Below are 14,237 nucleotides of genomic sequence, written 5' to 3'. Positions count from 1 at the left end.
TTTTTATCAAGCTTAAACCATTACAGTACCTATTTCCTGAATCCATGAATAAAATCAGTTTTTTTCTGCTGTTGCTTTTGTCTTTACCGGCTATTTCCCGGGCACAGTCTTATGACATCATTATCAAAGGCGGCCACGTGATCGACCCGAAAAATAATATCAATGGTATCATGGATGTGGCCATTACGGGCGACAAAATTGCCCAGCTTGCCAAAAGCATCCCGGCTGGTCAGGGAAAGCAGGTCATTGATGCAGCCGGGCTGTACGTAACACCCGGTATCATCGACATCCACGGCCACGTGTTTGCGGGAACTACACCCGACGGTGATCTCAGCAACGGTTTCAGTGCGCTGCCTCCCGATGGCTTCACCTTCCGGGTGGGCGTTACAACGATCGTGGATGCAGGGGGGGCCGGCTCAAAATCATTTCCGGAGTTTAAAAAGAATATCATAGACCGCTCCCAGACCCGCGTCCTGGCATTCCTGAATATTTCCAGTGAGGGTATGCGCGGTGACGAGTATTCGGTATATCAGCAGGACGTTAAGTTTATGGACCCGCAGCTGGCGGCCAGCGCAGCCAAAGAATACAAGGACTACATAGTCGGGATCAAAGTAGCACATTTTCACAAGTCAGATTTTATTGCTGTGGACCGTGCGCTGGAAGCCGGAAAACTGGCAAATATCCCTGTGATGATCGATTTCGGCGGAAGCAAGCCGAGGTTGTCCATTGAAGACCTTTTTATGAAAAGACTGCGCCCTGGCGATATTTTTACACATACCTACGGGCAGATCCTCGAAACCAAAGAATCGATTGTGGATCTGGAAACAGGCAAATTAAAACCGTTTGTACTGGCTGCGCGTAAAAGAGGGGTGATTTTCGACGTTGGCCACGGGGGCGGAAGCTTTACTTATTCGCAGGCGTTACCTGCGACCAAAGCCGGTTTTTATCCAGAAACCATCAGTACCGACCTCCATACCGGCAGCATGAACGGCGCTATGAAAGATATGCTCAATGTGATGTCGAAATTCATGGCCTTGAATATGGACCTGCAAAGTGTGATCACAGCAAGTACCTGGGCGGCGGCCAAGGCGATCAAACATGAAGAGCTGGGACATATTTCGGTAGGGGCGAATGCCGATGTGGCGATCCTGAACCTGCGCAAAGGCAAGTTTGGATTCTATGACGTGGCCAGATATAAATCGGAAGGAACCGAAAAACTGGAGTGTGAAGTGACGATCAAAGGCGGCAAGATCGTGTATGACCTCAATGCGCGTTCTATGCCTTTGCCGTCTAAGCCATGAATGCCCGCTCATATTTACCATGCATAAACCCATTTTTTGTATCATAATGAAATATTTTTTTCTACCTCTTTTCAGGATTTTAGTACGCACAAAACGATTGACTGTTACGGCGGCGGTATTGTTGCTGAGTATCGGTTTTATCAGATATGACACAGTGAATAAGCTTCCTAAAGGCGATCCGGATAATGGAGGCCTTGTGCTTCCGGGAGGCTTCGAAGCTGTTGTGGTTGCCGACAGCGTGGGATCGGCCAGGCATCTGGCCGTGAATCAGAACGGCGATATCTATGTCAAATTGAGAAGTGTAGGGCCCAAAGGTGGCAGTGTGGCCCTGCGCGACACCGACCATGACGGAAAGGCGGATATCGTCCAGAATTTTGGAAATTACACCGATCCCGGAAGTTATGGAACTGCGATGCGGATTCACAACGATTACATTTATTACAGCACGGCCGGAGTGGTTTTCAGAAATAAACTGACTCCCGGAAAACTCATCCCCGAAAGCGAAGCCGAGGTAATCCTGACCGACGATTACAAGAATAAAGTCCATGGTTCCGAGCACATTGCCAAGCCGCTGGCTTTCGATAATGACGGACACATGTATGTGCCTTTCGGCGCACCGGGCGATGTCTGCCAGGCACAAAACAGGGTTCCCGGTATGGCTGGACAGGACCCCTGCCCGCAGTTGGAAGAGCACGGGGGCGTATGGCAGTTTGATGCCAATAAACCTGGCCAGTTGCAGTCGGACGGAAAAAAATACGCTACCGGGATCAGGAGCATTGTGGCGATGGACTGGAACAAGTCGGATAATACGCTTTATGCCTTGCAACACGGCCGTGACAATCTGGTGCGTACCTGGCCGGACCTGTATAATAACTGGCAAAGTGCCGTATTGCCGTCGGAAGAATTCCTTCGGGTAAAAGAAGGTTCCAATGCAGGCTGGCCCTACTATTACTACGATCATATGCAGGGCAAAAAGCTGCTGAATCCCGAATACGGCGGTGATGGTAAAAAGGCTGGAAAAGGTGCCGAATTTGAGCAGCCTATCATCGGTTTTCCTGGGCACTGGGCACCCAACGACCTGCACTTTTACCAGGGCGACCAGTTTCCTGCACGGTATAAAAACGGGGCTTTCATCGCTTTTCACGGTTCCACGATACGGGCACCTTATCCGCAGGCAGGTTATTTTGTTTGTTTTGTACCCTTCAAAAACGGCGCTCCATCAGGCCCCTGGGAGGTTTTTGCGGATGGGTTTGCGAGGGTGGATACGATCATCAATACGGCTGATGCCAAAGCGCGCCCGATGGGCATCGCCATGGGACCCGACGGTTCGCTGTATATTACGGAGAGTGTAAAAGGCAAAATATGGCGCATCATGTACAAGGGCGACCGGAACAAATTTGGCAAGGCACAGCTGGCTGCAATGGAAAAACGCAAGGAGCGCACAAATATCAAAACACCCGATATCGTAAAAGACAACCTGGAAAAGAAGATATTGGCTGCCGGAGAGCAGGCTTACAAACTGTATTGCGGAGCCTGCCACCAGGGCGACGGCAAGGGTGACGGCAGTCGCTTTCCGCCACTGGCCGGCTCCGAGCGTGTTACCGGTGACAAGAGAAAACTGATCGAGGTGATATTGAAAGGGCTGAGCGGCCCGCTAACGGTGAAAGGTGTGGAATATAACGGAGTAATGCCCGCACATGACTTTCTCAAAAATGAAGAAATTGCCCAGATCCTGACCTATATCAGGATGAGCTTTGGCAACACGGCGAGCGGTGTCAGTGTGGGTGAAGTCATAAGGGTCAAAAAAGCGCAGTAACGGCGTAACTACATCGGAGTATTTAAAAAAGCGGGCTTTCTGGATTACATCTCCGGAAGTCCGTTTTTTTATGTTCCACGCAGGATATTGTTGGTTTTTTAATTGTAATATTCCTATATATCTTATTTTTCAGCTTTTGGGTGACAAATTTCACTTCTTTGAATAGCACTGAAAATACTTCTGAAAGTTTAACTGCATTGAAAAAGATTATTTTCTTGGAAAAAATGCCATTTGTAAATTAAAATGCCGTTTTTTTCATTTTGTGTGGAATAAAAGTGACATGATTTATGATGTAACCAATAATTAATTTTACGGCCTGCGAGCGCGATTCTCATTTTTACCGGCGATTTTTTTCATTTTGAAGGATAGTATTAAAATTGAAGAAAATAGTATCAGTATTTGATATGGTTAAATGATAATTTTGGTAATAGTGATAATTTCAAAATAATGTATCGTTTTACCTAACCACAGTGTTATTATGTACGGAAAATCTTTACCGATTCCATTTCAATGGATGAATTGTACTTTTTCGCTTTGGGGTCATGCCGCACACATGCAGGGCACCTCGCGTCGAAGGTTTAAAATGTTGTTTGTAATCATGTTGCTGGGTGCTGGTTTTGCCTCAACAGCAGTGGGGCAGGAGCTGAACGTTACTGGAAAAGTGGTGGACGATAATGGAGCAGCATTGCCCGGCGTCAACGTACTTATCAAAGGATCAACAAAAGGAACTTCAACAGATGTTGAAGGCGCCTATGCTATAACCGTACCATCCGGCTCCGAGTCGCTTGTGTTCTCTTTTATCGGCTATGCTTCTCAGGATGTTGCAGTGAGCGGTCGCTCGGTCGTGAATGTGACGCTTAAAGAAGATGCCACCCAACTGGGCGAAGTAGTGGTTACGGCCCTCGGTATCGAGAGAAGTGCCAAGACACTGACGTACGCTACGCAGCAGGTTTCGGGAAAGCAGCTCACCGATGTGCGGGATGCTAACTTCGTGAACACACTTTCGGGAAAGGTAGCCGGGCTTGTGGTCACGCAGGGATCTTCGGGCCCGGGTTCTGCTACACGGGTGACGTTGAGAGGTAACCGTTCCATAGCAGGTAACAACAATGCTTTGTTTGTAGTAGATGGTGTGCCCATCGACAACAGCGTCAGAAGCCAGGTAAGCTCGGATTTTGGAGGGGTAAACCGAAGTGACGGTGCTGCCAACATCAACCCGGACGATATCGAATCCATGAGTATCCTCAAAGGGCCGGCGGCTTCTGCTCAATATGGTAGCCGCGGGGCAAATGGGGTTATCATGATCACCACAAAAAAAGGTAAGTCTGGTAAAATTTCTACGGATATCAACTCTGGAATATCGATGGAATCTCCTTTTTTGCTGCCAAGCTTTCAGAACACCTACGGACAGGGAGCTGGTGGAAAGTCAAGTGAAAACGCTTCGGGAAGCTGGGGGGCCGCAGGCACTACTTATCCCGATAACATCAAGAATTTTTACAGAGACGGGATTTCGACCAACAACTCGATCGGGGTTTCGGGCGGTAGTGAGAATATTCAGACCTACATGTCGTATACCCACAATAAAAATCAGGGTCTGATCCCTAACAACGATCTGCTGAGACATACTTTGAACCTGAGGATCAACGCAAACCTCACCAAAAGGTTGAGCGTGGACGGAAAGATCACCTATATCAATCAGGATATCAAAAACAAACCATTCTCCGGTGAAAACAGCGGGCCGATCATGAACCTGCTGAAAACGCCAAGAAGTGTGGATTTAAACGATTACAAAAACTACCAGACCGAAACAGGAAGCCCAAGATACTGGACCAGCTCTGGCATTTATATGAACCCGTACTGGACGCTGAACAAAACATTTGGTCGTGAAAAAAGGGATCGTTCCATCATTCTGGGATCTGCCAAGTATGAACTGGCAAGCTGGCTGAATGTGCAGGGACGTATCAGTTATGATACTTATGTGGACGGCTACGAGCGTGGGTATGCCAATGGTACACTTTTGTATGCGGCCGCTGGGGGCAACTATGAGAATTTCGATGGTAAAACACTGGAACGTAACATGGACCTGATTTTCTCGGGTAACAATAAACTCGGAGAGAACTTCGGTCTTACATACAACTTTGGTGCCGGCCAGACTTACAACAAATATTCAGAGGTAGGGGCGACTGCAACAGGTCTGTCAGTAGTGGATAAGTTCGACTTATCTTTTGCCACGAACCTTACCCGGGTTTCGGCATTTTCTGAAAAAGAACTGCAGTATGTATTTGGAACAGCCTCTTTTTCTTTCAAAGATTATCTGACAGTTGATGGTTCGATCCGCAACGACTGGTCGTCTGCGCTTCCAAATCCCTATTCCTACACATACGCATCTTTTGGTGCTAATGTCATTCTTTCAGAAGCGCTGCGTTTGCCTTCCTGGATCAGCTTCGCAAAACTCCGCGGGTCGTGGGCACAGGTGGGTAATGACACAAGTCCGTACCAGCTCGATCCTTCTTATGCCTTTACAAATGGAGGGGTGAATGGTTATATCTCAAGAAGTACCACACTGCCAAACTCAGCGATGAAGCCTGAAATTTCGGCAGCAACGGAATTTGGTCTGGATTTCCGGATTCTCAACGGGCTTCTTGGTGTGGACGTAACTTACTATAACAGTAACACAACCAACCAGATCCTGGTACTTCCGCTACCTTCACCTTCAGGATTCAGTGCCCAGACAATCAATGCCGGAAAAGTGAATAACAAAGGGATTGAAATAATATTGACGGCCAACCCGCTGAAAAACGGACCGCTTACATGGCAGTCGAACGTGAATTTTGCCCGTAATACAAATAAGGTGATCTACCTGCACGAGAATTTCAAAAAGGTGAGCCTTGGAAGTGGTATCAGAACTGCTACGCCGGTCGTGGCTGAGGGAGGCTCTTTCGGTGATATGGAAGGTTATACCTGGCTGAAAGATGCACAGGGCAGATATGTGGTCACGGCTACCGGCGTGCCGGCAGTAGGGCCAATTGCACCGATTGGTAACTACAATCCTAAATTCACATTGGGCTGGAGCAATACGTTCAACTACAAAAAATTCGTATTCTCTTTCCTTGTTGACGGCCGCGTGGGTGGTATCGTTACTTCCGGAACAGAGGCGAACCTTGCGTTTGATGGTAACTCGGATTACACCGAAGAACACCGCGAGGGAGGTTGGGTACTTCCTGCTGTGAAAGCGGACGGTTCGGAAAATACCACGGCGATCAACGCCGAAACATTCTGGCAGACCGTGTCTCAGGGACGGTACTCATGGGGTGAGTTCTTCACTTACTCTGCAACGAACTTCCGTTTGAGAGAGGTGACGCTGGGCTATAACATTCCTTTCCCTTCGAATTTCTTCCTGAAAAATGCGCGTCTGTCATTTACAGCCCGCAACTTGTTTTTCCTTTACAGAGGCTATGCAACATTGGATATCCCGGGTTTGAAAAAACGGAAACTGCCGTTTGATCCTGATATGAACCTGGGTGCAGGTAATTTCCAGGGTCTTGACTACGGAAATATGCCATCGTCGAGAACCGTCGGATTGAATCTTAAACTTAGCTTTTAATTGAAGTTCAGGAACTGTTGCATTTTTAAATATTGACATATTATGAAACTAAATATAAATCAGAAATTAAGGAAGATCTTGGGCGTTGGTTCAATCGGGCTGGTTGGGTTTTTCGGTGCTGCCTGCACCGACGACTTCGACGCCATGAACAAGAGTAAAACGGCCCTGGTTGTATTGACTCCGGCCGAATACCCGAAATTGTTTTCCCGTGCATTGTCCGAAGGCTCGTACCATCCTTCATACCAGACTGCAACCAATCTCTTTGCGGATCTGTACGCACAGTATTTCGCGACAACCACAGCCAACTTCCAGTCCGACAGGTACTTTACCAATATGTCGTGGATCAATTCGCACTGGAACCCCATTTATATCCAGGTGGTGCCCCAGCTTAAAACATTGTTTGAAAATTATGAAGCAAACACCGCGGAATATTCGCTGGCAAGCATCTGGTGGGTGTTTTCTTTTCACCGTGTTACCGATTACTATGGCCCTATCCCTTATTTCGAGGCAGGAACACCTTCGTCGTCTGTGAAGTATGATGCTCAGGATGTGATCTACGACGATTTCTTCAAAAGACTTGACGCCGCCGTTGCTATCCTGAAAACCAAAACGGGCGAAAAACCTTTCGGGACTTCTGATATCATGTATGCAGGAGACGTTAACAAATGGATCAAATTTGCCAACACTTTGCGCCTGCGACTTGCACTTCGTATTTCAAAAGTGGATCCTGCCCGCGCTAAAACTGAGGCAGAAGCTGCGGTAGCGTCAGGTGTGCTCACCGCTGCAGCTGAGGATGCGATGATGGTCCGTACTGCCGTAAGCAGTGCCGACGCCAACGGTCTTTCAAGAATTGCGGCGTGGGGCGAGTTCCGTATGAGCGCAACCATGGAATCCATCCTGAAAGGGTATAATGATCCGCGTATGGCGCAATTCTTCCAGCCGTCGTTCAATACCAAGACTTACGAAGGCGTGCGCAACGGTCTGAGCCCTGCCCAGCTGATCGAACCTTTGAACACCAACGATAACAATTCAAACATCGGAGCAAGATGGATCCGCAACACCGGGACTGGCTCAGGATGGGAAAACCTGCTGGCTGTGAAAGCAGATATCATGCATGCTGCCGAGGCTTATTTCCTGAGGGCAGAAGGCGCTCTCAATGGCTGGAACATGGGTGGCGACGCGCAGGATTTGTATGAAGATGGTATCCGTCAATCCATGGCAACCTGGGGTTATACAGGTGCAGCGGTAGAAACTTATATCACAGGCACTACTCCTCCCATCGCTCCCGGCGATTCGCAAAACTCCCCGGCGGTGAGCAATATCCCCGTAAAATGGGGTGCGACCGTGGCTGTGCAGCGCGAACAGATCGGTACTCAGAAATGGCTGGCGCTATATCCTGATGGTTCGGAAGCATGGGCTGAGTTCAGAAGATCAACTTTCCCCAAGCTGTATCATGTTGTGAATTCGGTTAATCCTGACGTGCCCAATACGGCATTTATCAGAAGGTTCCCGTTCATTGATGCAGAAAAACAAAATAACCGGGCTGCTGTAACCGAGGCTGTGAAACTCCTCAATGGAGAAGACAAAGCCAGTACGCCGCTGTGGTGGGATAAAAACTAAGATTCCAACGTAAATCTAATAATATCCCGGGGCGATTCAGTATTGCGTCCGGGATATTTTCCTTTTTATTGCTTTTGATGTAAAACCCTGCTCAATTAACCCGCTACGAATATGGCCAAAGCAAAATCCTACATTTACCCGCTTATTATCATTGCCATCCTGTTTTTTGTTTTTGGCTTTATTACCTGGGTCAACGGCATATTGATCCCGTATTTTCAGATCTGTCTGGAACTGACCAATTTTCAGTCCCTGCTGGTAGCGTTCGCTTCTTACATAGCATACTTTTTCATGGCAATTCCTTCCGCCTGGATCCTGAAATATACCGGGTATAAAAAAGGGATGGTGATTGGTCTGCTGATCATGGCACTCGGGACGGTCATGTTCGTTCCTGCGGCTTTTTCCCGGACATATCTTCTGTTTCTGGGCGGGTTGTTTGTTACCGGTACCGGCCTGGCGCTTTTGCAGACTGCCGCCAATCCTTATGTTGCTATCATCGGCCCTTCCGAAAGTACCGCCCAGCGGATCGGTTTTATGGGTATTGCCAATAAAACAGCCGGAATATTAAGCCAGCGCATTCTGGGGGCTATTTTCTTACTGAATGCAGACTCAATTGTTGCCAGCATTTCTACCGCGAGCGTAACTGAAAAAGCGGCTATTCTCGATGAATATGTATTAAAAGTAGTGAATCCCTACCTGGTTATTACAGCAATACTCGCCTTGTTGGCAGTGATGGTATTTCTGTCCAGGCTGCCGGAAGTGGAGGAGAGCGAGGACGAACCGCTGGGATTCGAAAAGCCTGAGGGGAGCAAAACATCTGTATTCCAATATCCTTACCTGGTGCTTGGCGTGATCGCTTTGTTTATGGCCGCCGGCTGCGAGGTCATCCCCATCGACGGGATCATTCTGTACAGCCGTGCACTGGATATTCCGCTGCAGGAATCGCGGCATTTTGCAGAGTACACATTATATGCGATGCTCGTAGGTTATGTGGCGAGTACAGTACTTATTCCGAAATGGTTATCCCAGCAGACTGCCCTGAAATATTGCTCAATCTCTGGTCTTGTCCTGATCACGGGTGCGTATTTCAGCACAGGTATGGTTTCTATTTATTGCCTGATCTGCACCGGTTTCGGAGCTGCATTACTCTGGGGGACGATCTGGGGACTTGCGATCCGTAACCTTAAAAAATTCACCAAAATAGGCTCGGCCCTGCTGCTGATGTCGGTGATAGGCGGTGGTATATTCCCATTGATATTCGGAAGCCTGATCGACTGGAACCCGGCTTCGCCGCAGACATCCCTGCTCGTGCTGATACCCTGCTATCTGTTTTTGCTGTATTATTCGGTATGGGGTTTCAAGAAACTGGAATGGCAGAAGGAAGTAGTTTCCCTTTCTTCGACTACCGCGCAGTGAGATGAGTTTGCAGCCGAAGCGTCATTCAATATTGCTTGTTACAACGTTAATTGGCTCTCAGTGTAACACAGATCATCCGTTAATCCAGATTTTTACTGATTTCCGTTAGCAGATACGTCTTAGGGTCGCTGAAATATTCCCAGAAAAATATCCCGCCCAGGTTGTTTTTCTTGACATACTCGCATTTTTCACGGATCGAACGCTCGTCGTCGTAAGTGATCAGGATCTTTGTTTCGGGATTGAACAGGTAAGGCGCCTTGGCTTTTTTATCCCAATAGGCAGTGTTGCCGCGCCGGTTGACCAGGCTGTCTTTCAGCATGGTGTAGCCGCCGGCTGGCTGCCTTTCTTTTTTTAGCTTCTTCTGTCCTACTCCATTATCCTTTGTGCTTTCCGCCATCCACCCCTTGCCGTAGAAAGCAGCTCCCAGGCCCAGTTTTTCAGGTGGCACCCCCGCAGCTATAAAGTTTTTGATAGACTGGTCTGCCGAGGATCCCGGCGATTTTTTGCTTGCATACAAATTGGTATGATGCCCCACCGTGCCGTTTTTTCCGGAATAATCGTAGGTCATGACATACACGTAGTCGAGTATTTTGCCAACTTCCGCCATTTCGGTTTTATCTATAAAGGTCTGGGAACCTCCGACGGCGGCCGTGAGCGGGTATTTTTTCCCGGTTTCAATAGTCAGTTTGTCCAGTTCTTCGCGGATGGCCTTGAACATCAGCGTGTAATTCTGCTTGTCTTCCGGCCTGAAAATATTATCCTCTCCCAGCTGACCTGGATATTCCCAGTCCACGTCCACGCCGTCCAGGTTATACTGTCTGATGATATCGACACTGGTTTTGGCGAACAAAGCCCTGGAAGTCGGGGTGAGCACTGCGTCCGAAAAGTAGTTGCTCCAGGCCCAGCCGCCGATGGAAATAGTGATTTTCAAATCGGGATTGATGAGTTTGAGCTTGTTAAGGTTTCTGAAATTGGTAGAATCCGTTGCAAGGTTTGTGAGCACGGCCATGCTGTCGCGGCAGTCTACAAATGCGTAGATAATGTCAGTCAGCTTTTTTGCATCGATCTGGTCTACATTCACCAGTCCCCGAAAACCGCCCACATATCCTGTAACCACATATTTTTTTGCCCGTGTCGTTTGCGCGGATAAGCTGCCGCAAAACACCAGCAGCAACCCGAGGATGTATATTTTTGATTTCATATCATGTTGTTGAATGAGTTCAATGGCCTGTTTCCAGTTTACCGATTTTTTCAAACATTACCTTGAAAGTGTTCCAGGGCGTTTTGTCACCGTCTTTCGGGTCCTGGGTATTGGCATAATAACCTTTCAGAAAAGGTGTCGGGCCTGACCATACCGTATGCGCCAGTCCATAAAAGCGTCCCTTGAGTTCCTTGTTGGAAAGGTCTCTCGACCGAACGTGGCTGTCCACCTGCTGGAGTGCAATCTCCGGCCGGTTCCAGGAGCATGTCACCACGCGCAGGCCCTTCATGGCAAAATAAACCGCCGTCTGATTGTCACGGGTGTATTGCCAGTCACAGATGATTACATCCCTGGGAATGAGGTCGATAGCCGGATACGTATGGTTATAGCTGGCTGCCCATAAGCCGATGCCGGTAGTCCTGCCGTCGATCAGCCGGTCGCCCCATATCCATAGTTCCTGATTTTTCATTGCAAGATGATCCCGTATTTTTTGCACCTCATTGGCAAAAAGGACTGCCTTGTCCCTGCCTGCACACCTGGGGCATTTGTCCTCTCCAAGGTAAAAAACTTCGTCCATACCTGCGTGAAATGCCTTTGCTTCGAACGCTTCCATGATCTCGTCCACCAATTCAAAAACGACCTTATGCACGCCTGGATGCAGCGGGCAGTAACTTTTGCAATACAGACCGTCCGGGTTAGGCCATTTGTATTCACCTTTGGCGGGCATTTTCACCCAGGGGGTTTCATCAAAATCCGGATAGACTTTCAACAGGTTTTCGGTCTTTTCAGCCCACGACTGATGTCCCAGCAAATTGATCTGCGGAATGATGGCGATGCCTTGTTTTTTACATGCATCAACCAGTTTTCTTACATCCTTTTTTGAAAGGGTGACAGAGTCCCGCAACTCGGGATGGCTTTCAAACCGGTAGTTGTAATCCACTCTCAGGATCAGGGTATTGACTTTTCTGGGGGCAAGCTCTTCATTAACGAACTTGATAAAGTCGGGCAGTCCGTCGGGCCGGGGAGCGGCAATGGCGAAACCTCTGATCTGGACCAGACTGTCCAGATTGTTCTGGGCGAAGCTCTCGCCGGCAAGCAAAAAAAGAAACAGGAGGAAGTAGTATTTTGTCATGATCGGATCGACAGATTAGTGTTGATGTAAAACGTGAAATACACGTTAGTCCCGATACAAAGGACGATTCTTCCTAAAAATACTAAGTTGCCGCGACGGTCAGAACCCGAACTTTACACCGAAAGACAAATTGACAATGTCCGAAGGCTTGAGATATTTGGTATTCTGGACGTAGCTGATCAGCAGGAGGTCGTAGGTGCCGAGTTCGTAATAGCATTCAAATCCCCTCCGTCTGTTCTTGATAACTACATCCTTACCCACTTTTCCACCCATATATAGCCCCGGCCTGAAAGATGTTGCCCACCAGTAATAGCCGATCGGATAGTAGGACGGCCACTTGGTGTCAAACTGCGTTCCGAACGTATAACTTAAGTACGCACCGAACGAAAAGGGAGCGATGTTATAGTTGTTTTTCAGATGGATACGCCAGGGAGAATAGGTCGTTTTGGCGGTGATGGTCACCAGTGCATCCCCACCGAATTTCTGGGGCAGATAACCGAACAGCAGGTCGGTCTCCAAAGTCCTGTTTCTTGAAATATAACCCGGCCCGCCCGAAAGGAAGCCGATGTTTCCTGCAAACTGTAATTTGAGATGATCAGGTAAAAACCATTTTATTTGTTTCCGGTCCGGCAGGGTGTCCTGGGCGTTGGCGAAAATATGCAGTAAGAGTAAAATCGGAAATATCAGTTTTTTCATCATTTCAGTATGCTACCCGTTCTACTTTGTACCCGCCTTTCCATGTCGTTACGATCATGTAACCTCGTTCGCCCACCGTGGTTGTGACGTAATAATCGACTCCGTCATTGTAGATAAAGCCATCCCGGTAACCGTGTTCGTGGCCGTACAAAGTGAATTTTACATTGGGGTCGGCGGCAAGGATACCGGCATACCTGCTTTCCAGGTTTTTATCAAAATCGCCGTTGAAAGGTGGCACGTGTGCTACTACGATGGCGTTTTTACCGGAGGTATTGCTGGCAAGTTCCGATTGCAGCCATTCGAGGTCGGGTACTGCGCCATTGAAGGCATATTCCCGGGAATTGGTGTCGATAAATATGAATTTGTTGTCGCCGTATTCAAACGAATAATCCAGGTCGCCGTACATTCTCCCGAAAGCAGCCGGGCCGTTCGCGACCAGGTCGTGGTTGCCGATCACAGTCACGTAGGGGTATTTTAGTTTCTGCATGATCTCGTTCACCCACCTGAATTCCTGGGTAAGCCCAAAATCCGAGATGTCCCCGGCATGGAGGACGAATGCAATGTTACGCTGGTTGTTGGCACTTTTGACGAAATCAGACGCTTCATCGTAAAAGCGTTGGGTATCGCCCATGAGAATAAACCGGACCGTGTCGGTCAAAGGCAGTTTCTGGATACGTTCGATGTTTTTCCGGTTCAGATTTTTTTCATCATCGTTGAGAATGATCTGGTTGGGATTGTATTGAAAAATACCCTCGCAGGAAACGGAGATTCCGGCCACGAGCAGTAAGATGATATAGCGGAGAGACCTGGGCATGGAAAATATAACAAGGAATTAGGAGTAAATAAGCTTACATTATTTAAACTGACTTCCCTGTTCTTTCATTCCCGCAACCCTTTTTATTTATATAAAATAATCGTTGAGATCAATTTATTCCATTTCCTTCTCGAAAATCTCCTGAATCTGCCGTATTTCCCCTGCATAGTGCGAGCGCTTCCGGGTACCGAAATAAAGGGTGTTCTCGATAACGTTGTTTCCTTCCCAGATCAGCTTGATAGTTCCGGAATCGAGTTCTTTTTTGGATAAAAAATCCGGCACTACCGCCACGCCTGTTCCGGCGCTCAGGCAACGGATGATCGAACTCATATTGGGAACAATGTAGTTCGGCTTGAAATCGGGGCGTTTGCCGAAATTCGTATGCCAGAACCTCCTGAGGTGCTCCATGTCGCCGGTAGTACCGTACCAGGCTTGCATTTTCATGACGTCGAAAAAAATGCCGACATCGAGCGGGATATCAAAGCCTACCAGGCCCATTTGATGCGAACTTTCATTGAAAAGCACGTTCCTCTTGTCTGGCATCATTCTTGAACACTCGCTACCATACTTTATCTACTACAAACCTATGAAAGCAGTCCGTTACTGGTTAATGTCAAGTTTCATTTGTATGTGCATAAACGTG

10 protein-coding genes are annotated in these 14,237 nt (G+C 48.0%); 5 read left to right on the top strand and 5 right to left on the bottom strand.

Translation table 11 applies throughout. The annotated features are described in order from the left end of the window. Positions 1-44: 44 nt before the first annotated feature. The 5 genes from FBF61_RS07805 (at position 45) to FBF61_RS07785 (ending at position 9,751) form a co-directional block, all read left to right on the top strand. Positions 45-1,301, top strand: coding sequence for an amidohydrolase/deacetylase family metallohydrolase (locus FBF61_RS07805; protein ID WP_138476644.1), 1,257 nt, complete (start codon positions 45-47; stop codon positions 1,299-1,301). 46 nt (positions 1,302-1,347) lie between these two features. Next, positions 1,348-3,117 (top strand): PQQ-dependent sugar dehydrogenase, encoded by a 1,770-nt coding sequence (locus FBF61_RS07800; protein ID WP_138476643.1) that lies wholly within the window; start codon positions 1,348-1,350, stop codon positions 3,115-3,117. A 583-nt stretch (positions 3,118-3,700) separates the two neighbouring features. After that, the gene (locus FBF61_RS07795; RefSeq protein WP_229214951.1) at positions 3,701-6,718 is read left to right on the top strand and encodes a SusC/RagA family TonB-linked outer membrane protein; all 3,018 of its coding nucleotides are present in this window, start codon (positions 3,701-3,703) and stop codon (positions 6,716-6,718) included. 42 nt (positions 6,719-6,760) lie between these two features. After that, on the top strand, positions 6,761-8,338 hold the full coding sequence (locus FBF61_RS07790; RefSeq protein WP_138476641.1) for a SusD/RagB family nutrient-binding outer membrane lipoprotein: 1,578 nt from the start codon (positions 6,761-6,763) through the stop codon (positions 8,336-8,338). Between the two features lie 111 nt (positions 8,339-8,449). Further along, positions 8,450-9,751: a sugar MFS transporter gene (locus FBF61_RS07785; RefSeq protein WP_138476640.1), complete on the top strand. Its 1,302-nt coding sequence runs from the start codon at positions 8,450-8,452 to the stop codon at positions 9,749-9,751. Between the two features lie 79 nt (positions 9,752-9,830). On the opposite strand, the gene FBF61_RS07780 is transcribed toward FBF61_RS07785, so the two are convergent. The 5 genes from FBF61_RS07780 to FBF61_RS07760 form a co-directional block, all read right to left on the bottom strand. Next, a complete protein-coding gene (locus tag FBF61_RS07780; RefSeq protein ID WP_138476639.1) occupies positions 9,831-10,952 on the bottom strand; it encodes a glycoside hydrolase family 18 protein in 1,122 nt (373 codons plus the stop codon). 19 nt (positions 10,953-10,971) lie between these two features. Next, a complete protein-coding gene (locus FBF61_RS07775) occupies positions 10,972-12,084 on the bottom strand; it encodes a family 20 glycosylhydrolase (RefSeq protein ID WP_138476638.1) in 1,113 nt (370 codons plus the stop codon). Positions 12,085-12,183: 99 nt separating this feature from the next. Continuing rightward, positions 12,184-12,783, bottom strand: a complete 600-nt coding sequence (locus FBF61_RS35030; RefSeq protein WP_229214950.1) for a hypothetical protein — start codon at positions 12,781-12,783, stop codon at positions 12,184-12,186. A gap of 1 nt (position 12,784) precedes the next feature. After that, positions 12,785-13,594 (bottom strand): metallophosphoesterase family protein, encoded by an 810-nt coding sequence (locus FBF61_RS07765; RefSeq protein WP_138476637.1) that lies wholly within the window; start codon positions 13,592-13,594, stop codon positions 12,785-12,787. A 114-nt stretch (positions 13,595-13,708) separates the two neighbouring features. Beyond that, the gene (locus tag FBF61_RS07760; RefSeq protein WP_138476636.1) at positions 13,709-14,140 is read right to left on the bottom strand and encodes a LysR substrate-binding domain-containing protein; all 432 of its coding nucleotides are present in this window, start codon (positions 14,138-14,140) and stop codon (positions 13,709-13,711) included. Positions 14,141-14,237: the final 97 nt, after the last annotated feature.

This window comes from Dyadobacter bucti, assembly GCF_005869225.1.
In the GTDB taxonomy this organism is placed as follows: domain Bacteria; phylum Bacteroidota; class Bacteroidia; order Cytophagales; family Spirosomataceae; genus Dyadobacter; species Dyadobacter bucti.
This window is presented reverse-complemented; position numbering and strand designations above follow the sequence as displayed.